18 protein-coding genes are annotated in these 22,916 nt (G+C 63.2%); 12 read left to right on the top strand and 6 right to left on the bottom strand.

The window, feature by feature from the left end:
- Nucleotides 1–51: 51 nt before the first annotated feature.
- Nucleotides 52–1,179 carry a serine hydrolase domain-containing protein gene (locus tag ENE74_RS13120; RefSeq protein ID WP_127691366.1) on the bottom strand — a complete coding sequence of 376 codons (1,128 nt, stop codon included), beginning with the start codon at nucleotides 1,177–1,179 and terminating at the stop codon, nucleotides 52–54.
- Nucleotides 1,180–1,339: 160 nt separating this feature from the next.
- On the opposite strand from ENE74_RS13120, the gene ENE74_RS13115 reads away from it, so the two are divergent.
- Nucleotides 1,340–1,822 (top strand): MaoC family dehydratase, encoded by a 483-nt coding sequence (locus ENE74_RS13115; protein ID WP_206517711.1) that lies wholly within the window; start codon nucleotides 1,340–1,342, stop codon nucleotides 1,820–1,822.
- A gap of 41 nt (nucleotides 1,823–1,863) precedes the next feature.
- A complete protein-coding gene (locus ENE74_RS13110; RefSeq protein ID WP_127691365.1) occupies nucleotides 1,864–4,125 on the top strand; it encodes a S9 family peptidase in 2,262 nt (753 codons plus the stop codon).
- 343 nt (nucleotides 4,126–4,468) lie between these two features.
- Here ENE74_RS13110 and trmB read toward each other — a convergent pair whose 3' ends face one another.
- Complete coding sequence (gene trmB, locus ENE74_RS13105) at nucleotides 4,469–5,164, bottom strand: tRNA (guanine(46)-N(7))-methyltransferase TrmB (RefSeq protein ID WP_127691364.1); 696 nt, start codon at nucleotides 5,162–5,164, stop codon at nucleotides 4,469–4,471.
- A 75-nt stretch (nucleotides 5,165–5,239) separates the two neighbouring features.
- Here trmB and ENE74_RS13100 point away from each other — a divergent pair, with 75 nt between their 5' ends.
- Nucleotides 5,240–5,617: a hypothetical protein gene (locus tag ENE74_RS13100; protein WP_127691363.1), complete on the top strand. Its 378-nt coding sequence runs from the start codon at nucleotides 5,240–5,242 to the stop codon at nucleotides 5,615–5,617.
- A 36-nt stretch (nucleotides 5,618–5,653) separates the two neighbouring features.
- Here the strand turns inward: ENE74_RS13100 and ENE74_RS18535 are convergent, their stop codons facing one another.
- The 3 genes from ENE74_RS18535 to ENE74_RS13085 all read right to left on the bottom strand — a co-directional run bounded on the left by ENE74_RS18535 (nucleotide 5,654) and on the right by ENE74_RS13085 (nucleotide 7,113).
- Nucleotides 5,654–6,484, bottom strand: a complete 831-nt coding sequence (locus ENE74_RS18535) for an FG-GAP repeat domain-containing protein (RefSeq protein WP_241241989.1) — start codon at nucleotides 6,482–6,484, stop codon at nucleotides 5,654–5,656.
- A 103-nt stretch (nucleotides 6,485–6,587) separates the two neighbouring features.
- Complete coding sequence (locus ENE74_RS13090; protein ID WP_241241988.1) at nucleotides 6,588–6,758, bottom strand: hypothetical protein; 171 nt, start codon at nucleotides 6,756–6,758, stop codon at nucleotides 6,588–6,590.
- 139 nt (nucleotides 6,759–6,897) lie between these two features.
- Nucleotides 6,898–7,113, bottom strand: a complete 216-nt coding sequence (locus ENE74_RS13085) for a circumsporozoite protein (protein WP_127691362.1) — start codon at nucleotides 7,111–7,113, stop codon at nucleotides 6,898–6,900.
- Between the two features lie 218 nt (nucleotides 7,114–7,331).
- Here ENE74_RS13085 and ENE74_RS13080 point away from each other — a divergent pair, with 218 nt between their 5' ends.
- The 5 genes from ENE74_RS13080 to ENE74_RS13060 all read left to right on the top strand — a co-directional run bounded on the left by ENE74_RS13080 (nucleotide 7,332) and on the right by ENE74_RS13060 (nucleotide 14,008).
- Entirely contained in the window at nucleotides 7,332–8,312 is a 981-nt protein-coding gene (locus ENE74_RS13080; RefSeq protein WP_127691361.1) for an ArsR/SmtB family transcription factor, read from the top strand.
- Complete coding sequence (gene metF, locus ENE74_RS13075) at nucleotides 8,309–9,256, top strand: methylenetetrahydrofolate reductase (protein WP_127691360.1); 948 nt, start codon at nucleotides 8,309–8,311, stop codon at nucleotides 9,254–9,256. Before ENE74_RS13080 ends, metF begins: the two co-directional genes overlap by 4 nt.
- The gene (locus tag ENE74_RS13070) at nucleotides 9,253–10,299 is read left to right on the top strand and encodes a homocysteine S-methyltransferase family protein (protein ID WP_127691359.1); all 1,047 of its coding nucleotides are present in this window, start codon (nucleotides 9,253–9,255) and stop codon (nucleotides 10,297–10,299) included. Before metF ends, ENE74_RS13070 begins: the two co-directional genes overlap by 4 nt.
- Before the next feature lie 42 nt (nucleotides 10,300–10,341).
- Entirely contained in the window at nucleotides 10,342–13,002 is a 2,661-nt protein-coding gene (metH, locus tag ENE74_RS13065; RefSeq protein WP_277601375.1) for a methionine synthase, read from the top strand.
- Between the two features lie 67 nt (nucleotides 13,003–13,069).
- On the top strand, nucleotides 13,070–14,008 hold the full coding sequence (locus tag ENE74_RS13060; RefSeq protein WP_127691358.1) for a right-handed parallel beta-helix repeat-containing protein: 939 nt from the start codon (nucleotides 13,070–13,072) through the stop codon (nucleotides 14,006–14,008).
- 3 nt (nucleotides 14,009–14,011) lie between these two features.
- On the opposite strand, the gene ENE74_RS13055 is transcribed toward ENE74_RS13060, so the two are convergent.
- Nucleotides 14,012–15,706: an alkaline phosphatase family protein gene (locus ENE74_RS13055; protein ID WP_127691357.1), complete on the bottom strand. Its 1,695-nt coding sequence runs from the start codon at nucleotides 15,704–15,706 to the stop codon at nucleotides 14,012–14,014.
- Nucleotides 15,707–15,801: 95 nt separating this feature from the next.
- Between ENE74_RS13055 and ENE74_RS13050 the strand changes: the two genes are divergently transcribed.
- Genes ENE74_RS13050 through ENE74_RS13035 form a run of 4 tightly spaced genes read left to right on the top strand, consistent with a single transcriptional unit; the run spans nucleotide 15,802 to nucleotide 22,871 of the window.
- A complete protein-coding gene (locus ENE74_RS13050; protein ID WP_127691356.1) occupies nucleotides 15,802–17,850 on the top strand; it encodes a protein-disulfide reductase DsbD family protein in 2,049 nt (682 codons plus the stop codon).
- The gene (locus ENE74_RS13045) at nucleotides 17,850–18,605 is read left to right on the top strand and encodes a TlyA family RNA methyltransferase (protein WP_127691355.1); all 756 of its coding nucleotides are present in this window, start codon (nucleotides 17,850–17,852) and stop codon (nucleotides 18,603–18,605) included. Before ENE74_RS13050 ends, ENE74_RS13045 begins: the two co-directional genes overlap by 1 nt.
- A gap of 57 nt (nucleotides 18,606–18,662) precedes the next feature.
- Nucleotides 18,663–19,736 (top strand): efflux RND transporter periplasmic adaptor subunit, encoded by a 1,074-nt coding sequence (locus ENE74_RS13040; protein WP_241241986.1) that lies wholly within the window; start codon nucleotides 18,663–18,665, stop codon nucleotides 19,734–19,736.
- Nucleotides 19,737–19,751: 15 nt separating this feature from the next.
- Nucleotides 19,752–22,871: an efflux RND transporter permease subunit gene (locus tag ENE74_RS13035; protein WP_127691354.1), complete on the top strand. Its 3,120-nt coding sequence runs from the start codon at nucleotides 19,752–19,754 to the stop codon at nucleotides 22,869–22,871.
- The last annotated feature ends 45 nt before the right edge of the window (nucleotides 22,872–22,916 follow it).

Raw genomic sequence — 22,916 nt, 5'->3', positions numbered from 1 at the left:
TATTGCAGTAACACCGCAACAGACGCCGATTCGAGGAAGCCGAAAAAGACGCTACCTTATGCCGCTTTCCGCCAGAACAGAATCAACACGGTTCAGCATGTCCTTGATTCCGTCATTCCGACCGCCGGTGTTCGCGTTGACTGCGACGGCGATCGCCGTGTCGATATCCGGGCAATACATGGCCCAGGTCCCGAAAAAGCCGCCATGCCCCCAGCAGCGGTGCTTGCCCAGCGGATAGACCATCATCAGTGGTGCGTGCGGCATCTCCCCCGCCTGGCGCGGCACGTCCGGCGCGATCAGCGCCAGGGCCAGCGTCTCCCTACGATCGAAGACAGAGCCAAGCGATAGCGCGCGGAAATAGCGGGCCAGGTCGCGCGTGGTCGAAACTATGCCGCCACCGCCGAACAGGTCGAACGAGGGGTGATGCCCGGCCATATCAGTCCCGGCGAGATATTGATGCGCGATCGCTGGTGCGCCGTCGGGCAGCGGCTCCGCCGTCTCGAACCAGCTATGGCCAATGCCCAGCGCGGCAAACTTGTTCAGTCGGCGCACCGCCTGGGGCAGGGCTTCGCCGGTCGCGCGTTCGATGATCTCCCCCAGAATGATGTAGCCGGTGTCGGAATAGTGAAACGCTTCGCCCGGCCGGTTGACGGGATCGCCTTGTGTCATGGCGAAGGCAATCTGTTCACGCCGTGTCCAGATATGCCCGGGCTCTTTCACCACCTGCGCGGCAAAGCTGCCATTGGCATAGTTGAAGATGCCGCTCGAATGTTCGAGCAGGTGGCGGACGATGATGTCGTCGGGGCTGTAGCCGTCCTGGCGCAATTGTGCCGCCGTCTCGGCGCTGATGAGGCGAGTGATGGGGTCCGTCACCGCGAACCGTCCGTCCTCGATCAACTTAAGGACGGCAGCGGCGACAAACACCTTCGTCACGCTTGCGATCCGAAAGGCGGGCGGCGATTTGAGCGGCGTGCCCTTCTGGGTGAGGCTACCCGAGATACCGGTCCAGTCAATTCCGTGGCGCGGAGACAGGATCGAAAGGGAAATGCTCGGCAGTTCAGGATGCGTCCGCTGCGTCTCCGCCACTGCGGTGTCGAGAGCGGCGTCGATGCTGCTCTGCCGTGCATATGCGGGCGTCGTGGCTATCGCAAACGCCAGGACCAAGAACGGTAATCGCATATCTTCCCTCCACCATTTCGGTCCATCCTGCCGCGTAGACCGATCGTCGGCAACAAAAAATATAAAACTGGGTCTAATCCCATAAAACTTGACAGTCGCCGACAGTCGGGCGCATCATCATGCAACCGCGGGATTGAAATCGCGGCAGATAGGGGATTGTGTGCAGGGCCTCGACAAGATCATCGAATATTATGCGCCCGCTGAAGGCCAGTTGCGCGTATCAGACTGGCTTGTGCTCGATCAGGACAGGCTGACGACATTTGGCGAGGTAACGCTCGACCCTGATCCGTTGCACGTTGATCCGGATTTCGCACGCGAGCATGGACCGTTCGGGACCACGATCAGCTTCGGGTTCCTGACGGCGTCGCTGCTTACCTATTTCTTCCGGCAAAGTCTGCGCGGCAGCGCGCCTGGCTATGCGCTGAATTATGGCTTTAATCGCCTGCGGCTGCCCCAGGTGGTTCCGGTGGGATCACGTGTGCGCGGTGTATTCGGCCTGTTGGGTGCCGAGGACCGCGGTGCCGGCAAGGTGCTGATGCGGTACGATACGCGAGTCGAGATCGAGGGCGAAGACAAGCCGGCATTGGTCGCCGAATGGCTGACCATGTGGGTCGATGACGGCATCGTCCGTAAAAAGGGCTGACCGTGCGGCGTGTGACGGTGCAGCGAGCGGGGGAAAAAGGCATGCGCAGGTTGTTGATCGTCGCTGGACTGTACCTGATGCTCGGGCTTCCGCAGGCCAGCCACGCCACTGGCGAGGACTGGCGGCTTACGGCGGAACGGGTGTTCGCCGACCCTGATTTGTCCGGTCCCACCGCACGGGGCGTCACCTTCTCCCCCGACGGGCGCAGTGTGACTTATCTTCAACCAAAGGCGACCGATCAGACCGCGCTGGACTTGTGGATCGTGCCTACGGACGGACGCGGCGCGCCTCGTATGATCGTCGATTCCGCTGCGCTTGAGGCCAAGGTCGGGCCGATCAGCGAGGCGGAACGCGCGCGGCGGGAGCGGCAGCGTATCTTCACCCACGGCGTTGTCGAATATCGCTGGAACGATCAGGGCACACAGTTGCTCGTGCCGGTGGCGGGCGAGCTTTATGTCGCTGATCCGCGTACAGGCACGGTGGAGCGCAGGGTCGCCCGCAACGGCGATGTGGACGCGACGGACAGCCGCTTTTCGCCCAAGGGCGAATATATCAGCTTCGTTCGGTCCGGCACCGTATTCGTCACGTCGGCACGGGGTGGCGCGCCGCGTGCGATCACGCCGAGCGGCGAAGGGGCGGTCCAGTATGGCGCCGCCGAGTTCGTCGCGCAGGAGGAATTTGCCCGCGACACCGGCTATTGGTGGAGCCCCGACGATCGCGCCATCGCCTATACCCGCGTTGACGAAAGCCACGTGACCAGCGCGAGCTGGGCAGATGTGGGTGAGAAGGGTGCGACCGTCCGCACGATGCGCTTCCCTTTTACCGGCACCGAAAATGCGCGCGTCGATCTGTTCGTGCAGCCGCTGGTCGGCGATGCACCGGTCAGGATCGACCTTGGCACCGATCCCCATTTCTACCTGACGCGGGTCCATTGGTCGGTCGATGGCCGCACGCTCTATGTCCAGAAACAAAGCCGAGACCAGCAAACGCTTGAGCTGATCGCCTTCGATCCCAAGACCGGGCAGGGGCGTGTCCTGCTGACCGAGCGGCAGAAGCCGTGGGTGAACATCGACCTGGATTTCACGCCACTCGCCGATGGCGGATTCCTGTGGGTTTCGGAGCGGAGCGGATTCCGTCACCTCTACATTTACGACGCTGCTGGCCGACTGGTGCGGCAGGTGACGTCCGGCGACTGGCCGCTCGCCGGACGCGACCGCGACAGGGGCATTGTGGGCGTCGATGAACGCCGCGGCATCGCCTATGTTCTGGGTTTCCGCGAAACGCCGACCGAGCAGCATCTCTACGCTGTGAACTACCGCAGTGGCGGCCCCCTCACTCGCATCACCTCAGGTGCTGGCTGGTGGACGGTGTCCATGAATCGGAGCGCAACCGCCTTTATCGGGAGCTATTCCAGCCCTGATACGCCACCGCGAGTCGCGATTCACGCCGCCGATGGCCAACGGCTGCGCTGGCTGGTCGAGAACAAGCTTGATGCCGGGCATCCCTATGCACCCTATGTCAAGGGGCTGCCCAAGCCGGAGTTTGGCCGCATCGCTGCGGAGGACGGGCAGGCGCTCGAATATGTGCTGCTCAAGCCCGCCGATTTCGATCCGGCGAAGCGATATCCGGTCATCGTCCAGGTTTATGGCGGGCCGGGTCGGCAGAAGGTCGTCAAGAACTGGCGCACGCCGGAGGAGCGGATCTATCTCGACGCGGGATTCCTGCTGTTCCAGCTCGACAATCGCGGCACGCTGAACCGCGGTCTCGCGTTCGAGGCACCGATCGCTGGTAAGCTTGGCACGCCAGAGGTGACCGACCAGATCGCCGGGATGCGCTATCTCCAGACCCTGCCCTATGTCGATCCACGGCGGATCGGGGTCACCGGCTGGTCCTATGGCGGCTATATGACCATCCGCATGATGACGCACCCGGACAGCCAGTTCGCCGCCGGTGCCGCAGGCGCGCCGGTAACCAACTGGCACCTTTACGACACGCACTACACCGAACATTATATGGGCAAGCCGCAGGACAATGCTGCTGCTTATGACGCCGCGTCGCTCGTGCCGCGCCTTGACCAGCTTCGCGGACGGCTCCTTTATATGCATGGCTTGGCCGACGACAATGTGCTCTTCGACAACGGCGCCCTGTTGATCGCCCGCCTGCAGCAACTGTCGATCCCGTTCGACCTGATGGTGTATCCCGGGCAGCGGCACAGCATCATCGGGCCGGAGCAGAAGCTGCACCTGTGGCGTACCTACCTCGAATTCTTCAAGCGCAATCTTGGTGCGCCGGAGCCGCATTAGGGCGGACCCTCTGTAGCCCCGTTGCCCGCCTATCCGGCAACCTGCCGTACCCTTTGCAGTCCGAAGCAAAGCGATCGCTACAGGGGGAACAAGCAAGGGCGACAGCTTCGCGCCGCCGCTGGCTGTTGAATGCAAAGTGGGTCAATCCTCGGGGCTACAAGACGGAATAGGCGCCTTACTTCGTCGCGAGCGGTGAAGGTGGTGCATGGCGAGCGATGACGACTGTCGTGCTAAAAAGTATTCACCGGGCAATCATCGGAACGGAAACGGTCACTGGCAGAAGGCTGTGTGCTTCGGTCTATCCTGCGCAAAAAGCCGTCGTTCTGTGTGGTGTATCGTTGACCTAAACTCGCCGGTATCGGAAGTACCACACTTCATGCCCCTTGCGTCGGGCCTTCGCCTCGTAGCGTGTTTCCGGCCAGCCGCCCGGGCGTGTCATGAAGTCCTTTGGTTCTTGCGCCAGCCATTCGAAATCCTGGCGGTCCTTCATGATCATTAGCGCCCATCGCAGATAGACCGGATGGTCGGTGCCGAAGCGGAACTCGCCGCCCGGCTTCAGCTTCGCGGCGATCATGTCGACTGGGCCTTTGTTCATCATGCGCCGCTTGGCATGGCGCAGCTTCGGCCAGGGATCGGGATGGAGGAGGTAGACGAAGCTGAGACTGCCGTCGGGGATACGGGCCAGCACTTCGAGCGCGTTGCCCATATGCAGGCGCACATTGCCAAGCTGTCCGTCGCGCACATGGCCGAGCGCGCCGACCACGCCGTTAAGGAACGGCTCGCAGCCGATGAACCCATGATCGGGCAGCATGTCGGCCCGATAGGCCAGATGTTCGCCCGAACCGAACCCGATTTCGAAATGCAGCGGCCGATCATCGCCAAACAGCCGGTCGGCGGTGATCGGCCCATCTTCGGGCACGGCGATCGCGGGCAGCAGCTGTTCGATCAGTTCGGATTGTCCGATGCGCAGCTTATGTCCTGCGCGGCGGCCGTACAGGCGATTGAGCGTTGTCGGGTCACGGCTGAGGAGGGCTGGCATCGCCAAGGCGCTTAACGGCATGGCGTGAAAGTGCAAGCCGCGATAAGCTGATTTCACGCGAGGGAGGCAGGCGCCATGGACAATCCGGACAGTCTCAAGATTGCCTATGCAGCCAACATTCTCATCCTTGTGCCGGTCTGCTACGCGATGCTGAGCGGGCCGGGCGGCACGGGGCAGGTGTTCCAGGGGCAGGTCACGGAAAGTGCCGGATTGCGGCTGCTGGTGGGCAGCCTGTGGGCGGCGATCCTGATGGCATCGGTTGGCGGGTTTTGGGCGCCCGCATTTTTCGCGCCGCTGTTGCTTATCCAGATTGCCTATAAGGCGCTCTGGCTGGCGTTGTTCGTGCTGCCTTTGCTGGTGTCGGGGCAGTCGGCCGCGGTTCCCTGGGGCATCACGCTCGTCTTTGCGGCGATCGTGATGACCTATCCATTGCTATACTGGCGCGCGATGTGAGTACGCGATCATCCCGGCGGGGCTTGCTCGATCACCCTATTTGCACGGCTTACCCTGATATTCCTTGCGGTTAGGCATATAGGCGCTGCCGTTCCAGCGCAGAACGGGGAAGCAGAAGCCCGGACCGCCAACCAGCAGGTCGGGCCAGCCGTTCAGGCCCCTGGTCTTCAGAAACTCGGCGATGCCGGTCTGGCGTGTGACAAGCGTCCAGCGGCCGTCACTCTGCTGGCTGACAATCCAGAAGGCGGTGCCGGTATTGCCGTAGCAATAGGTGCCGCCTTCGGTGACGATCGCATCGGGGCGGCCGTCACCGTTGATATCACTGCGGCTTTCGATGGCACCTGGGGTATATGTCGCCGTTCCCGGATCGTCGCAGTCGCTTCGCCATGTGTTGCCGCGCCGTTTGAACCCTGCGGCGAGAAAGATCGCCGCATCGGTCGAGGGTGCAGCGCGCTGCGTGGTTGCGGCGGCGGAGGGCGCCGTGGTCGAGACGACGCCCGTGGGTGCAGCTATCGGGGCGGTATAGGCCGTGCCGTCATGTCGCAGCGGCCACGTTTTCCCACCATGTTGCCATTCAAGATCAATCCAGCCTCGCGTGGCGGTGGCCAGAGCACGAACCGAGCCGGTCCGGCCGATCAATTGCTGCCATTGCCCGTCAGCCCCCTTCGCGGCGATGCTGAACCACGCCTTTTCCGGCAGATAGCAGGGGCCGCGATCGATAAACAGGGCTTCGGGCCGCTTGTCGCCGTTCAGATCCAGGAATGTGATGGTCGGCTTGGCCGGGGCGCGGCACGCATTGCTCGGCTGGTCGTTCACGATCGGAAAGCGGCCCGCTGCATAAAGTTGCGCGGCTTCAGTGCGGTTCATCGGTGGCATGCGTTGTGCGCCCGCGGCGCAGGTGCCGCACAATAGAACGGCCATAGCCATGGGGAGGGCCGATCGGAGACTCTTCATGCCATATGACCCGTTTTCATGATGCCGGGCTTGCGTCTGCTGCCTGCGGACTGGCGCGGCTGTCGAGCATATCGGCCGCGTTGTTCAGTGCATCGGCCTCGCTGGCGGACACGCCGCTGCCATCACGACCCGATCCACCGCCGTCGCAGGCTGCCAGCGCCACACTCGCTACGATCAATGTGGCCATCCGCCAGGGGATCAAGGCAGTCAACGGCAACACGAGCGCAGTTTTTCGCACCATTTTTGCACCCTGAAACCAAAAAGGAGCCGCTCCGTACCCGGAGCGACTCCTTTTTCATCGTCATCCGTTGCCGGACGACAACGCATTACATCGCGTTCGAAGCGTTCGCCGCGTTCGTGGCATTTGCTGCCGCGTTGGTCGCGTTCTCGGCCGCGTTCATCGCGTTCTCGGCTGCATTGGTCGCGTTTTCCATGGTGTTTTCCATGGCGTTGTTCGCAGTGGTGTTTTCAGCGCCACCGGAGCAGGCAGCAAGGCCAAGCGAAGCGGCAAGAACGAGCGACAGAGAAATAGACTTGGACATGGGCAAACCCCTTTGAAGATGAAACCGTGCAGGTCCGCTAAATGGTAAGCTCACCCCCCGAAGCCTGCAACCGTGATATCTAGTGGTTTGCCGTGGTTAAGGCAATCCCTATCCTGCACTGCACAAATTAGGGCCGCGTGACCGTCGGAAAGACGACATCTGTAACATGCCGATCATTCGTCATTGACCAATATAAAGAAATCTTTATATAGATCGACATGACGTTGCTCGATCTCTTCCACGCGCTCGGCGATCCGACTCGTTTGCGGATCGTGCATCTGCTGCGCGCGATGGAACTGGCCGTCGGCGAAATCGCGCAAGTCGTTGGACAGAGCCAGCCTCGCGTATCCCGGCATGTCCGCATCCTTGTGGAGGCGGGGCTTGTCGAACGCAGGAAGGAAGGCAACTGGGTGTTTCTCGCCCTGAGCCGGGCCGAGAGGCTGGTGCCGCTTTTTGCGATGTTCCATGCGGTGACGCCCTCGGACGGCGAAGCCTTGTGGCAGGCGGCAGATCTTGCGAGACTGGCCGCCGTGCGCAGTGACCGAGCCCGCGCCGCCGACGCCTATTTCGCCCAGCATGCCGAGGAATGGGATGCGATTCGCTCGCTCCATGTCGCGGAAGGCGAAGTGGAGCGCGCCATGCAGGCGATGCTTGGCGGCGGAAGCATCGGCCATATGGTTGATATCGGCACCGGCACCGGCCGCATGATCCAGTTGTTCGGCGAGGCCGCTGACCATGTGACGGCGATCGATCGAAGCCCGGACATGCTGCGTCTGGCGCGCGCCAAGCTCCCGGATGACGCGGGTGACCGCTATCGTTTGCTGATGGGTGATTTTGCCGATCTGCCGCTGGCCGATGCGTCGGCCGATACCGTGATTTTCCATCAGGTTCTGCATTATGCGCAGGCCCCCGACGCGGTGATTGCGGAAGCGGCGCGTGTGCTGCGCGCTGACGGTCGCTTGCTGATCGCGGACTTCGCGCCGCATCAGCGGGAGGAATTGCGGGTGCGCGATCAGCACGCCCGGCTGGGCTTTTCGGACGCGCAAATGCACGTCTGGTTCGCCGATGCGGGACTGGAGATGGTGGACGAGCGCACGCTGCCGGGGGGTGAACTCACGGTGAAATTGTGGCTGGGGCGCAGGCGGACGGCGCAAATCGTGTCGCTGGAGCCGCGCGTGATCGAAGGACATAAGGCATGACATTGTCATTACTGCAGATGGAAGAGGCGCGCCGGGCGCTCGATGTGCCGTTGTTCGCGGACCTTTCGGGCGACGCGCAGGTGAGCTTCGAGTTTTTCCCGCCCAAGACCGAGAAAATGGCCGCGCAACTCTGGGCCAGTGTCGAAACATTGACGCCACTCGCGCCGCGCTTCGTGTCCGTCACTTATGGTGCAGGCGGGTCCACCCGCGAACGGACGCATGCAACCGTGGCGCGGATCGTGCGCGAAACCGGCCTGTCCGCTGCTGCCCATCTGACATGCGTGGGTGCCTCCAGAGACGAGATCGCCCAGGTTGCCGATGCCTATTGGCAAGCCGGGGTGCGGCATATCGTCGCCCTGCGCGGCGATCCGCCGGAGGCGGGACAGGTGTTTGTGCCGCATCCGCATGGCTATGCCAGCGCCGCCGATCTGGTGAAAGGTCTCAAGGCATTGCATCCTTTCGACATTTCGGTTGCCGCCTATCCCGAAACCCACCCCGATGCACTCAGCGCGCAAAGCGATCTCGACAATTTGAAGCGCAAGATGGACGCCGGGGCCAGCCGCGCGATCAGCCAGTTTTTCTTTTCGGCCGATGCTTATTTCCGTTTCCGCGACGCGGCGACGGCGGCCGGGATCGATGCGGAAATCGTACCGGGGATACTGCCGGTTTCGAATGTGGAACAGACCCGCAAGTTTGCCGCCATGTGCGGCGCGACCATCCCGCCGTGGATGGATCGCCTGTTCGAAGGACTGGACGATCACCCCGCGACGCGTCAGCTCGTCGCGGCGACGATCGCGGCCGAGCTGTGTCGGAAACTGTATGCAGGCGGCGTCCGTCACTTTCATTTCTATACGCTCAACCGCGCCGAACTCAGCTACGCCATCTGTCATCTGCTGGGATTACGGCCGGGCGCCGCAGCACCGGTAAAGGAGCTTGTCGCATGACCATCCGCGAAACGTTCCTTGCTGCCGCGCAGAAACGCATCCTGATGACCGACGGTGCGTTCGGCACGGAAATCCAGAACTGGAAGCTGACCGAGGCCGACTATGCCGGAACGCTCGCGCTGGCCAAGGATCAGAAGGGCAATAACGACATCCTCGCTCTGACGAAGCCGGAGGTGCCGGAGAAGATCACGCAGGATTATCTCGATGCCGGGTCGGACATGGTTTCCACCAACACTTTCAGCGCGAACCGGATCAGCCAGGCGGATTATGCCGCCGAGCATCTGGTGGCCGATATCAACATCGCGTCGGCGCAGATCGCCCGTCGCCTTGCGGATGCCGCCGCCACGAAAGACGGCAGGCCGCGCTTCGTCGCGGGCGCGATCGGCCCCACCAACAAGACGCTGTCGCTTTCGCCCGACGTCAATGATCCGGGTTTCCGCGAAATAGATTTCGACGAACTGACGGCCGTCTATCGCGAGCAGTGCGATGCGCTGATCGCAGGCGGGGTGGATTTCATCCTGATCGAGACGGTGTTCGACACGCTCAATGCCAAGGCCGGGATCATGGCTGCGATGCAGGCGGCGGACGCAGCGGGCAAGGATGTGCCGATCATGCTGTCGATGACGCTGACCGACCTTTCGGGCCGCAACCTGTCCGGCCACACGGTCGAGGCGTTCTGGTATGCGGTGCGCCACGCAAAGCCCGTCACTATCGGGCTCAACTGCTCGTTCGGCGCGGAGCAGCTTCGTCCCCACGTCAAGACGCTCTCGGCGATCTGCGACGCGCTGATCATGGTCTATCCGAACGCCGGCCTGCCCAACGAGCTTGGCGCCTATGACGAATTGCCCGAGGAAACCGCGCGATTGGTGCGGCAGTGGGCGGAGGATGGTCAGGTCAATGTGCTGGGCGGCTGCTGCGGATCGACGCCCGCGCACATCGCCGCCATAGCGGAGGCGGTGCGCGATCTGCCGCCGCGCGCCATCCCGAAGCCGCCGGTGCGGACGGCGCTGGCCGGTTTGGAGCCGATGTATATTGCTGCGTGAAAACAGGGCGTCATCCCAGCGCAGGCTGGGATATCATGCCTCTTGGCCAAGACTTCTCATCACCAGACCCCAGCCTTTGTTGGGGTGACGAGTATTATCATGACACAAACCACCGCCCAGTTCGTCAACATCGGCGAACGTACCAACGTTACCGGATCGGCCAAGTTCAAGAAGCTCATCATGGCGGGAGATTATACCGCTGCGGTCGAGATCGCGCGGCAGCAGGTGGAGAACGGTGCGCAGATCGTCGATGTCAACATGGACGAAGGGCTGCTCGATGCCGAGTTTGCCATGACGACCTTCCTCAAGCTGATCGCGGCCGAGCCCGACATCGCCCGCGTGCCGCTGATGATCGACAGTTCCAAATGGAGCGTGATTGAGGCGGGGCTGAAATGTGTGTCCGGCAAACCGATCGTCAATTCGATCAGCATGAAGGAAGGCGAAGCGGCGTTCCTGCATCATGCGCGCCTGTGCATGGCTTATGGTGCTGCGGTCGTCGTCATGGCCTTCGACGAAGTGGGGCAGGCCGACACGAAGGACCGCAAGGTCGAAATCTGCGCTCGTGCCTATGATCTGCTGGTGGGCATCGGCTTCCCGCCCGAAGATATCATCTTCGATCCAAACATTTTCGCCGTCGCCACCGGCATCGACGAGCATCGCCGCTACGCGATCGACTTCATCGAGGCGTGTCGCGAAATCAAGGCGCGTTGCCCGCATTGCCATATCTCCGGCGGTGTCTCGAACCTCAGCTTCTCCTTCCGGGGCAACGAACCCGTCCGCCGGGCGATGCACAGCGTGTTCCTGTATCACGCCATTCAGGCCGGAATGGACATGGGCATCGTCAATGCCGGGCAGCTCGATGTCTACGACGCGATCGACCCCGAATTGCGCGAAGCGTGCGAGGATGTGATCTGGGATCGGCGCGAGGATGCGACCGATCGCCTCATTACTCTGGCCGAGAAATATCGCGGCACCGATGCCGTGGCGGAAAAAGCGGCTGAGGCATGGCGCGGCTGGGCCGTCGAAAAGCGGCTGGAACATGCGCTGGTCAAGGGCATCGACTTGCACGTGGTCGAGGATACCGAAGAGGCCCGCCTGCGCTTTGCAAAGCCCATAGAAGTGATCGAAGGGCCGCTGATGGACGGCATGAATGTCGTCGGCGACCTGTTCGGTTCGGGCAAGATGTTCCTGCCGCAGGTCGTGAAGTCCGCACGCGTCATGAAGAAGGCCGTTGCACACCTGCTGCCCTATATCGAGGCAGCGAAGGAACCGGGCGCCAAGGGCAAGGGCAAGATCATCATGGCGACCGTGAAAGGCGATGTGCATGACATCGGCAAGAACATCGTCGGGGTGGTGCTGCAATGTAACGGCTTCGATGTCGTCGATCTGGGCGTGATGGTCCCGTGGTCCACGATCCTTCAGGCGGCAAACGAGAATCAGGCCGACATGATCGGCCTGTCGGGCCTCATCACCCCCTCACTGGACGAAATGGTGACCGTTGCCGAGGAAATGCAGCGGTCCGGCATGACGATGCCGCTGCTGATCGGCGGGGCCACCACGTCGAAAGTGCATACCGCGCTGCGCATCGATCAGGCCTATGACGGGCCGGTCGTCCATGTGCTCGATGCCAGCCGCGCCGTCGGTGTGGCGACGGCCCTCGTCAGCGAGACGCAGCGGGACGATTTCGTCGCGAAGACGGCGGACGATTATGAGCATGTGCGCCTTGCGCGCGCCGGCAAGGGACAAAGCGCGCTTATCAGCCTCGACGATGCCCGCGCCAATGCGTTCGAGATCGACGAGGCTCTCAAGCCCCCGCCGCCGGTCAAGCCCGGCCTGCATGCGTTCCCCGACTGGGATTTGGCGGATCTGCGGGCCTATATCGACTGGACCCCGTTTTTCCGCGCTTGGGAACTGGCAGGGAACTATCCCGCGATCCTGACCGATCCGGTAGTCGGCGAAAGCGCGAGCAGCCTGTTCGCCGATGCGCAGAAGATGCTCGACCGCATCATTGCGGAAAAGTGGCTCATCGCAAAGGGTGTTGCCGCACTCTGGCCGTGCCGCCGCGAAGGGGATGACGTCATCATCCACATCGAGGATGAAACGCACATCCGCATGCCTTTCCTGCGTCAGCAAATCGCCAAGCGCGAAGGGCGCGCCAACATGTGTCTGGCTGATTTCATCAGCCATGACGGTGACTGGATCGGCGGCTTTGCCGTGACGGCTGGGCATGGAATCGAGCCGCATCTGGCAAATTTCAAGGCGCATTACGACGATTATTCGGACATTCTGCTGAAGGCGCTTGCCGACCGGCTGGCCGAAGCATTCGCCGAGCGCCTGCATCAGCATGTCCGTACCGACCTCTGGGGCTATGCCGCGGGCGAGCAACTTGACAATGATGCACTTGTGCGGGAGCAATATCGCGGTATCCGGCCTGCACCGGGCTATCCGGCCTGCCCGGATCACAGCCAGAAGCCTATCCTTTTCAAGATGCTGGATGCAGTTCATACCACCGGCATCACCCTGACAGACAGCTTTGCGATGCTGCCCACCGCTGCCGTGAGCGGCTTCTACTTCGGTCATCCGCAATCGGAATATTTTGGCGTGGCGCGGGTCGGGCGGGATCAGCTGGAGGATTATGCCGCACGTCGGGGCGTGGATATTGCGACGGCCGAACGCTGGTTGCGCCCCAATCTCGACGGATAAGATCGCGTCGCAGGAAAGATGGTTAAGCTGTTGGCAATACTCGGTTGATTCGCGCTATGGCAGTGGCATGAAAATGCCTGCCATTGCCCTGATTGTCGCCATCGCCATGGCATCGACCGCGCTTGCCCAGCAGCGCAGCGGTCCGTTCACAATCGCCGAAACCGGCGCAGGCTATGCAACGCTGTACGACGCGGTCAACGCCATCGGCGCGCGGCAGGGCACGATCGTGATCGCCCCGGGCAGCTATGGCGACTGCGCGGTGCAGGAAAGCGGCGCCATCACCTATCGCGCGGCGACGCCCGGCAGCGTCGTGTTCGATGGCGGCATCTGCGAAGGCAAAGCGGCGCTGGTGCTGCGCGGGCAGGCGGCGCGGGTGGAAGGCATCGTCTTCCAGAACATGCGCGTGCCCGACGGCAATGGTTCGGGCATCCGGCTGGAGCAGGGCGATCTCGATGTCGTCAACAGCCTGTTTCGCAACAGCGAGGAAGGCATATTGACGCATGATGATCCCGCGCATGCCATCCGCATCGACCGGTCGACCTTTTCGCGCCTTGGCCGCTGCGACCGCGATCTCGATTGCGCGCACGGCATCTATGTCGGGCAATATGGCAGCCTCACCGTCACCCGATCGCGCTTCGAGGCGGGTAATGGCGGCCATTATGTGAAGAGCCGATCTGCGCGCGTTGCGATTACCGACAATAGTTTCGATGACAGCAACGGGCGGTTGACCAACTATATGATCGATCTGTCCAACGGATCATCGGGTGTCATTTCCGGCAATGAAATGGTGCAGGGGAAGAACAAGGACAACTGGTCCGCCTTCATCACCATCGCGCCCGAAGGCCGCATGCACAGTTCCGCTGCGCTTGATATTCGTGACAACAGGGCATCGTTCGTTCCCGGCGTGCGGCGGCAAAGCACCTTCGTCGCCAACTGGACCGATGATGCAGTGCGTATCGGGCCGAATGTGCTTGCCGCGGGTCTCAAGGTCACCGACCGCCGCTGACATTCACTGTCCCGCGCAACTGTCCCCCGCCGTCACATCCAGATCCAGGCACCGGCCGTCGATCTCGCCTTTGGGCACGGCCAAACCAATCTGCGCTGCAAGTGTCGGCATAATGTCGACCGTCTCGACACCCAGAGGCTGCTCGAACGGCGTGATGCCCTTGCGCCAGAACAGGATCGGCACTCGCCGGTCATAGTCCCACGGGCTGCCATGTGTCGCGACCGACCCCCTGCTGCCATCGGCGATCGGCGTGACGCGTGGTTTCAGCAGGACGAGAAAGTCGCCCGACCGGCCAGGGAAAAAGCTTGCGCGCGCAATCTGGGCCAGCGACCAGTTTTCCGGCGGACCGGACGGGGACGGCGTTGCCGCAAGGTCCTGCGCGGTGAACACCGCCTGCACCTGCGGATGGGCGCGGATCATGCTGACGGCCGCCGCCTGCACCTTGGCGCGCTGATCCGGCGTCAGGGCGCGCGATACATAGAAATCGCCGAAAGGACCGTCGGCGTAGAGCAGCGGGGCGGGCAAGCCCAATTGGGCCGAAAGCCGCTGGTTCAGCGTCACGGGCAAAAGCGCGGCATCGACCCGCTGCGCGTCCGGTGCGCCGTGCGCGCGATTGCGCTCGGGCATGTCATGGCCACCATGATCGGCCGTCAGCACCACTGCATAATCGATGCCGCTTTTATCCAGCCGGTCGAAGAACGCACCCAGTTCGCGATCGACGGCGGAGAGTTGCAGGCACATTTCGCCGCCTTCCGTGCCATAAGTGTGACCGACGTGATCGGTCGCCGATAGTCCTATGGCAATGCTGTCGGTTTGCGTCTGCTTGCCCAGTCCCAGGCTTTCGATCAGCGCGGCGGCGAGCACCAATGTACTTGCGTCCTTTTCCGGCGATATGTTGAAGGCGCGCAGGTCTCCGGCCGCGCGCGCGAACTGACCGGCGCCCACGCTTTTCCCGTTCCCGACGTCGATTGCGATCGCCTTGGGGGCGCAATAATCGGGCAACTCCATTGGCGGCCGGTCCTGTCCGATCAGCTTGGCGATCCCGGCGTTCACCTGTGCGACCAGCGGCGTTTCCGCGATGCCCTTGTAGCTGACGAAGCTCTTGCCGCCCCACCACCATGTCTGGTCAGCGGTCGGGCCGCCCATCATGATTGCGGCGCGATCCTTGCCCGCGACGGACACTACCCGCGCCGCCGGATTGGCGCGTTTCATGCGATCGCCAAGCGTCGGCACCTTGAGATGAACCGGCGATGCCACATAATTCTCGCTGCTGCTGCCCGGTTGCGTCTCGTCCTCGGCGCAGTAGATCGCCTTGTCGGCGCGGGCCGTCGAGAGGTCGAAATAACTGTTGGCGATGATGCCGGTGCGCGACGGCCGACTGCCGGTCAGGATCGTGCTGTGGCCCGGGCATGTCTCCGTTGCGGCGTGGCTCTGATAGCCGCGCGGAAAGACGACGCCTTGCGCCAGACGCGCCAGACCGCCGGTAAAGTGCGGACGATATTCGTCGAACAGATCACCGGACAACTGATCGACGGCGATGGTCACGATCAGCTTGGGCCGGGGCGCAGGCAGGCTGGTGGCCTGCTGCGCCGGCGCGACGGAAGACGCAAGGAGGGCAAGAGCGCATGCACTGGTGAAACGAGGTCCGATCAAAATGTAACTCCTGCATGCGAAGCGGCGTAGGATAGTGCGGTACATCAAACCCCCTTCTTTCCGTTCCGGAATGAAAGTAAAGCCCTGCACCATCATGCGCGCGTACCCCCATCGAGCCGCGCCTTGCACAAGAGTAGTCCATGCGAACAATTTATGTCCTGCTGATGACGCTGACGCTGCTGGTTACCGGCGTGCCGGCGACTGCGCAGATCGGCGCATTCGGCGGGGCGGAACCCAATATCGCCGCATCGCTGGTGGCCGAGAGTGCCGCGCCTGCGCCGGGCAAGCCAGTCACGCTGGCCTTCGTCATGACGCCCCGCGCCGGATGGCATGGCTATTGGGAGAACCCCGGCGACGCCGGAATCGGCATGTCGGTCAAATGGACGCTGCCTGCGGGCGTGACCGCCGGGCCGCTGCGTCATCCAGTGCCTGAGACCCTGATCATATCCGGTCTCATGAACTATGTGTATGAAGGGCAATATGCCATTCTCGTCACGCTGAATGTCCCCGCGACGGCGAAGCCGGGCGATCGCCTGCCGATCCGGGTGCGCGGTGACTGGCTGGCCTGTACGCGGGAAATCTGTGTGCCCGGCGGCGGCGATCTCGCGCTTGACCTGACCGTGGGCAGCGGCACCATAGCGGCGGCCGATCGTTCCCGGTTCGACCAATTTCGCGCGCGCCTGCCGCGCCCGCTCGGCAGCGAAGGGCGATTTGCCGTCGAGAACGGCCAATTTCGACTAGCCATTCCCTATCCGGCGAGCGCGTCACTGGCCGATGCCTATTTCTTTCCGATGAAGGATGATGCTTTCGCCTATGCAGCGCCGCAGACGATAACGCGGAGCGGCGACATGGTGATCGTTGAAGGTAAAGCGGCGGGCGGCCCCGCTGCCACGGCCATCAGCGGGATATTGCGGACAGCCGACCATGTAGGTTTTGCCGTTCGCGCTGTCCCCGGAACCGTCGCTTCTGCCGGGGATGGTGCGGAAGGCACAGGCGTGGGAGCCATTCTCCTCGCGCTCGGCGGTGCGCTGCTTGGCGGCTTGCTGCTCAATATCATGCCATGCGTATTCCCGATTTTGAGCCTGAAGGCACTGAGCCTTGCGAAGGCAGGCGGCGATGCGCGAGCGGCGCGGCGCGAGGCGCTGGCTTATGCCGCCGGTGTCGTGGTCACCTGCCTCGCGTTGGGTGCCGTCCTGCTGGCGTTGCGCGCGGGCGGCGCGAGTGTCGGCTGGGCATTCCAGTTGCAGGATCCGCGGATCATCCTGCTGCTGCTTGTTCTTGTCACCGCCATCGCGTTCAACCTCGCCGGACTGTTCGAATTGCAGGCCGTCGGCGCTGGCGGCGCGCTGGCGGCAAAGGGAGGCGTGCAAGGCAGTTTCTGGACCGGCGTGCTCGTTGCTTTTGTCGCGACGCCTTGTACCGGACCATTCATGGCGGCGGCGCTGGGGGCTGCGCTGGTGCTCCCTGTGGGCGCTGCTCTTGCCATTTTTGCCGGGCTTGGCCTTGGCCTCGCGCTGCCGTTCCTGCTCATCGGCTTCATGCCGGCGCTGCGCGCGCGCATGCCCCGGCCGGGCCCATGGATGAAGCGGTTTCAGCGGTTGTTGTCGATCCCGATGTTCGTGACCGCGCTGGCGCTTGCCTGGCTTCTTGGCCAGCAAATGGGAACGGGCGGCATGACGATCGGGCTGGCGACGGCGATGGCGGCGGCGTTGCTCCTGTGGTGGCTCGGCGGGCGGCAACGCGCCGGGCGGGGCGGGCTGGGGCTGGTTGCGCTCGGCATCGCGGCCTTGCTGGCAGGTGGCATCGTCACCCTGCCGCAAAAGGGCGTGGCTCAGGCGTCGTCGTTGTCCGGGGATGGGCGTACGGTGCCGTTCGACGAGGCGCGGCTTGCGCAGTTGCGCGCGCAAGGCAAGCCCGTGTTCCTCTATTTCACCGCGGACTGGTGCCTTACCTGCAAGGTCAACGAGGCCGCCGCGATTGATCGGGCGGATGTGGCCGAGGCGTTCGAAAAGGCGGGCGTCGTCACGATGGTCGGTGACTGGACGAATAGCGATCCGGCGATCGGCCGCTTTCTGGAGGCACAAGGGCGGTCCGGCGTACCGCTCTATCTGTTCTACCCCGTCGGCCAGAATGCGCGGGCCTTGCCGCAGGTGCTGACCCCCGCGATACTGACGGCGCTCGTCGGCTGATGGCCAAGGCGCGGGCGGACCAGATGCTGGTCGATCGCGGCCTGGTCGAGAGCCGCACGCGGGCGCAGGCGCTCATTCTTGCAGGCGTGGTCTATTCGGGCGAGCGAAAGGTGGAGAAGGCGGGGCAGCAACTCCCTGCTGACGCGCCGCTCGACGTGCGCGGCCGCGATCATCCCTGGGTGTCGCGCGGCGGCGTCAAGCTGGCGCATGCGCTCATGCATTTCGGGTGGGACGTTGCGGGCGCCGTGGCCATGGACGTAGGCAGCTCGACCGGTGGCTTTACCGACGTGCTGCTGACCAACGGGGCGTTGCGCGTGTATGCGATAGACAGCGGAACCAACCAGCTGGCTTGGAAGCTGCGCACCGATCCGCGCGTTATCGTGCACGAACAGACGAGCGCGCGCCTGCTGACGCCGGACCATATCCCAGAACCGATTACCCTGTTCGTCTGCGATGCGAGCTTCATCGCGCTGGCGAAGGTTCTCGAAAGACCGTTGACGTTCGCTGCGCCTCAGGCGCGTCTTGTGGCGCTCATCAAACCTCAGTTCGAAGCCGGGCGGGATGAAGTGGGCAAGGGCGGCGTAGTGCGCGATCCCGTAGTGCATCAGCGGGTATGCGACGCAGCCGTTCAATGGATCACCGGTCTGGGATGGCAGGTTGCGGGCGTCATCCCCAGCCCTATCACCGGCCCGGAAGGGAATGTCGAGTTTCTGATGGCGGCTTCGCTCACATCGTGCGTTGATACGGTAACGTGATGCGGCGGCCATGGTGCCGCGGTTGCATCGCCCTGTAAGGACGTATAGCGCCACCCCATGCTTAGATTCACGCTATCCTGCGCCATGCTGCTGACGGTTGCCGCATGCGGCAAAGAGGCGGCCCAGCCCAAACGGCCGCCTGCCCTGGTGGAAGTGCAGCCGGTGCGTGTCGATAGCTTTTCCGACATGATCGAAGCGGTCGGCACCGCCGTTGCAAACGAACAGGTCGTGCTGTCGGCACCTGTTACCGAACGGATCGTTTCGCTCAACTACAGCGACGGCGGCTTCGTGCGGCGGGGCGAGGTGATCGCCCGGCTTGCCCAGTCGCAGGAAGCGGCGGAACTCGCCGGGGCACAGGCGCGCGCGCGCGAGGCGACCCAGCAACTCGAACGCATCCAGCAATTGCGCCAGCGCGGCTTTGCTACCGGCGCAAGCCTCGATGCGCAGGTAGCCGCCGCCAACGCCGCCAAGGCCTCTGCCGCGCAGGTACAGGCCGCGATCAGCGACCGGGTGATACGCGCGCCTTTCTCCGGCTATCTGGGCCTGCGCACGGTTTCGCCCGGCGCGATCATCGCGGCCGGCACGCCGATCGCGACGGTCAGCGACATTTCGCGCATAAAGCTCGACTTCACCATTCCCGAAACGCAGCTTTCATTGTTGTCCAGGGGGCAGACGCTGCGTATTCTGTCGTCGGCTTATCCCGACCGGATTTTCGAGGGGACAGTGGCAACGATCGATTCGGTGGTTGATCCGGCAACGCGTTCCGTCGCCGTGCGGGCGATCCTGCCCAATGGCGACCGGATGCTCAAGCCGGGCATGCTTCTGACCGTCAAGCTGCTGGCGCGTGAACGGCGCGCCCTGTCCGTCCCCGAGCTTGCGGTGATCGGCGAAGGCGACCGGCAGTTCGTGTATCTGGCGCAGGATGGCAAGGCAAAGCGTGTCGCGATTACCAGCGGCGTGCGGCAGGACGGGAAAGTCGAAGTGCTCTCGGGCCTGAAGGCAGGGCAGCAGATCGTCACCGACGGGGTCGTGAAACTGGCCGACGGTGCGCCGATCCGGGTGCAGGGCGAAGGCGGGCAGGGCGGACCTTCCGGCGGCAGCGGCGGTTCCCGCCCCGCCACCGCGCGTTAGGCGAGGGGACGGGCTATGGTACTTTCCGACATCTCGGTCCGTCGTCCGGTCTTTGCCGCGGTTCTTGCAGTCCTGCTCTGCATCGTGGGGCTGGTCGGCTATTTCAGCCTGTCGATCCGGGAATATCCCGATACCGATCCGCCCGTGGTTTCGGTCCAGACCGCCTATACCGGCGCAGCCGCATCGGTGATCGAGACGCGCATCACGCAGGTGATCGAAGATGCCGTCGCCGGTGTGCAGGGCATCCAGACGATCACGTCGGATTCGCGCGACGGCCAGTCCAATATCAACATCGAGTTTGACCCCACCCGCGACATCGATTCGGCGGCGAACGACGTGCGCGATCGTGTCGGGTCGGTCACGGAGGATTTGCCGGAGGACGTGCTGGCACCCGAAATCCGGAAAGTCGATGCCGATGCCCGTCCGATCATCGTGTTTCTCTTCTCCCGCCCCGGCTGGACGCAGGTGCAGATCAGTGACTTCGTTGATCGCAACATTTCCGATCGCTTTTCCGCGATCAACGGCGTCGCGCGGATCAACATATTCGGCGAGGCGCGCCCTTCCACGCGCGTATGGCTCAATCCCGAACGGCTCGCCGCCTTCGGGTTGACCCCGGCCGATGTGGAAAATGCGCTCCGCAGCCAGAACGTCGAATTGCCGGCGGGGCGGCTGGAATCGCGTGATCAAAACGTCACCTTGCGCGTCGATCGCCCGTTCGGAAATAGCGATCAGTTTGCGGCCCTCATCGTCGGGCGCGGCACCAACGGTTATCAGGTGAAGCTGGGGGACGTGGCCCGCATCGAACAGGGTGCCGAAAATCCCTACAGCGTGTTTCGTGCCAATGGCGGCACCGGCGTGGGGGTGGGGCTGGTCCGGCAATCGGGCGCCAACACGCTTGCCGTGGCGGACGAGGCGAAGCGCATTGCCGAGGAAATCCGCCCGACCTTGCCGGAAGGCATGACGTTTCAGGTCGGCCTGGACGAATCGCAGTTTATCAGCCGCGCCATCGAAAATGTCTATCGCACGCTCGCTGAAGCCGCGATTCTCGTCATTCTCGTCATCTTCCTGTTCCTGGGGTCGATCCGCGCGACGATTATCCCGGCCGTCACGGTGCCGATTTGCCTGCTGGCGACCTGTGCGATGATGTGGCTCCTGGGTCTGTCGATCAATCTGCTGACGCTGCTTGCCTTCGTTCTGGCGATTGGTCTGGTGGTCGATGATGCCATCGTCGTGCTGGAAAACGTCTATCACCGTATCGAGCAGGGAGAGGACCCGCTGGTCGCCGCGTTCGTGGGTACGCGGCAAGTCGGCTTCGCGATCATCTCGACCACGTTGGTTGTCTGCGCGGTGTTCGTGCCGGTCATGTTCCTGGCGGGGCAGACCGGCTTGTTGTTCCGGGAACTCGCGATCACGATGATCGCGGCGATCGCCTTCTCCGGCTTCATTTCGCTCAGCCTCGCACCGATGATGTGCTCCAAACTGCTCCGGAACAGCGAACGCGGGCGGCTCGCGAAATGGGTGGATACGCGGTTCCAGAAGATCGAGACGCGCTATTCGGGACTGCTCGACCGATGCATACGCCGACCGGGCATCACCCTGATCGGCGTCGCGCTGTTCATGGCCGTTGGTGCGGGATGCTTCCTAACGCTCAGTTCCGAACTCGCCCCCGCCGAGGATACCGGCGTCGTCGAAACCAATGTCAGCGCCGCGGAGGGAACTGGGTTCGACAAGATGGTCGAATATATGACCACGCTTGAAAAGCGCCTGCTAACACTTCGCGAGGAAGGCACGGTTGCGACCATCCTGGTCCGAGCGCCAGGTGGTTTCGGCCAGAGCGATGATTTCAACAGCGGCGTCGCCAATATCTTCCTGCGGCCTTGGGAGCAGCGGACAGTAACAACCAACGAATTGACCGCCCAGGTCACGAAGATTCTCGCCGAGCAGCCGGGAATCCGTGGCAATGCGCAGCCGCGTTCCGGCTTGGCGCGTGGGCGTGGACAACCCATCAATCTGGTGCTGGCGGGATCGACGTACGAAGGCCTGGTGGCCGCGCGAGACCGGATCATGGAAGCGGCGGCCAGCTATCCCGGCATCGTCAACATCGACAGCGATTTCAAGGAAACCAAGCCGCAGATGCGTATTGTCGTGAACACCCAGCGCGCCGGCGATCTGGGCGTGTCTGTCAACGACGTGAGCCAGGCGTTGCAGACGATGCTCGGATCGCGGCGTGTATCGACCTATGTCGATCGCGGTGAGGAATATCGCGTGATCGTTCAGGCGGATCGGGACGGCCGCGCAACGACCAGCGATCTTGCGCGGGTCAATGTCCGTGCGCGCGATGGCACGCTGGTGCCCTTGTCGGCGCTGGTCACGACGGGCAGCATGGCCGGACCGCGCCAACTCAACCGCTACAACAAATTGCGCGCGATTACGCTGACCGGCGGTGTCGCCCCCGGCTATTCGCTTGGCGATGCGCTGGCGTTCCTGGAGAACGAGGCGCGACAATCGCCCGAAGTGGTGGCGATCGGTTATCGCGGGGAGAGCCAGTCGCTGCGGGAAACCGGCAGTTCGATCTGGCTGGTGTTCGGCCTGACCATCCTCATCGTTTTCCTGCTGCTGGCGGCGCAGTTCGAAAGCTTCATCCATCCGGCGGTGATCATCGCGACGGTGCCACTGGCGGTCGCGGGTGGCGTGGTCGGGCTGGCGCTGACGGGCGGATCGATCAATCTGTACAGCCAGATCGGTATCGTGATGCTCGTCGGGCTGGCGGCGAAGAACGGTATTCTGATTGTCGAGTTCGCCAACCAGTTGCGTGACGAGGGGCTGGAGATCGCCGATGCCATTCGGCAGGCCGCAACCCGCCGCCTTCGGCCGATCATGATGACGTCGATTGCCACCGTCATGGGGGCAGTGCCGCTGGTGATTGCGTCGGGGGCCGGGGCGGGTGCGCGCAACAGCATCGGCGTGGTCATCGTGTTCGGCGTGTCTTTTGCCACCGTCATCACGCTGTTTCTCATCCCGTTGCTCTATTCGCGGGTTGCAGGACGCACGGTTTCCCCGCAAACCGTATCGCGTCGGCTGGATTCGGCACTGGGGGACGCGCCCGGCGCGGCATCCCCGCATCCCGCCGAATAGGACGGGTCGCTGTTATCGTATGCCGGTGGCAGGACAATTTGGGAG

Source organism: Sphingobium algorifonticola (assembly GCF_004005485.1).
GTDB classification, from domain to species: Bacteria; Pseudomonadota; Alphaproteobacteria; order Sphingomonadales; family Sphingomonadaceae; genus Sphingobium; species Sphingobium algorifonticola.
This window is presented reverse-complemented; position numbering and strand designations above follow the sequence as displayed.

What these genes read in the sequence shown, in the direction of transcription:
- ENE74_RS13090 (WP_241241988.1), bottom strand. Translation starts at nt 6,758, where the DNA reads ATGGCCACATTGATCGTAGCGAGTGTGGCGCTGGCAGCCTGCGACGGC.
- metF (WP_127691360.1), top strand. Translation starts at nt 8,309, where the DNA reads ATGACATTGTCATTACTGCAGATGGAAGAGGCGCGCCGGGCGCTCGAT.
- ENE74_RS13035 (WP_127691354.1), top strand. Translation starts at nt 19,752, where the DNA reads ATGGTACTTTCCGACATCTCGGTCCGTCGTCCGGTCTTTGCCGCGGTT.
- ENE74_RS18535 (WP_241241989.1), bottom strand. Translation starts at nt 6,484, where the DNA reads ATGAACCGCACTGAAGCCGCGCAACTTTATGCAGCGGGCCGCTTTCCG.
- ENE74_RS13055 (WP_127691357.1), bottom strand. Translation starts at nt 15,706, where the DNA reads ATGTACCGCACTATCCTACGCCGCTTCGCATGCAGGAGTTACATTTTG.
- ENE74_RS13080 (WP_127691361.1), top strand. Translation starts at nt 7,332, where the DNA reads ATGACGTTGCTCGATCTCTTCCACGCGCTCGGCGATCCGACTCGTTTG.
- ENE74_RS13110 (WP_127691365.1), top strand. Translation starts at nt 1,864, where the DNA reads ATGCGCAGGTTGTTGATCGTCGCTGGACTGTACCTGATGCTCGGGCTT.
- trmB (WP_127691364.1), bottom strand. Translation starts at nt 5,164, where the DNA reads ATGCCAGCCCTCCTCAGCCGTGACCCGACAACGCTCAATCGCCTGTAC.
- ENE74_RS13050 (WP_127691356.1), top strand. Translation starts at nt 15,802, where the DNA reads ATGCGAACAATTTATGTCCTGCTGATGACGCTGACGCTGCTGGTTACC.
- ENE74_RS13120 (WP_127691366.1), bottom strand. Translation starts at nt 1,179, where the DNA reads ATGCGATTACCGTTCTTGGTCCTGGCGTTTGCGATAGCCACGACGCCC.
- ENE74_RS13085 (WP_127691362.1), bottom strand. Translation starts at nt 7,113, where the DNA reads ATGTCCAAGTCTATTTCTCTGTCGCTCGTTCTTGCCGCTTCGCTTGGC.
- ENE74_RS13045 (WP_127691355.1), top strand. Translation starts at nt 17,850, where the DNA reads ATGGCCAAGGCGCGGGCGGACCAGATGCTGGTCGATCGCGGCCTGGTC.
- ENE74_RS13040 (WP_241241986.1), top strand. Translation starts at nt 18,663, where the DNA reads ATGCTTAGATTCACGCTATCCTGCGCCATGCTGCTGACGGTTGCCGCA.
- ENE74_RS13070 (WP_127691359.1), top strand. Translation starts at nt 9,253, where the DNA reads ATGACCATCCGCGAAACGTTCCTTGCTGCCGCGCAGAAACGCATCCTG.
- ENE74_RS13060 (WP_127691358.1), top strand. Translation starts at nt 13,070, where the DNA reads ATGAAAATGCCTGCCATTGCCCTGATTGTCGCCATCGCCATGGCATCG.
- ENE74_RS13100 (WP_127691363.1), top strand. Translation starts at nt 5,240, where the DNA reads ATGGACAATCCGGACAGTCTCAAGATTGCCTATGCAGCCAACATTCTC.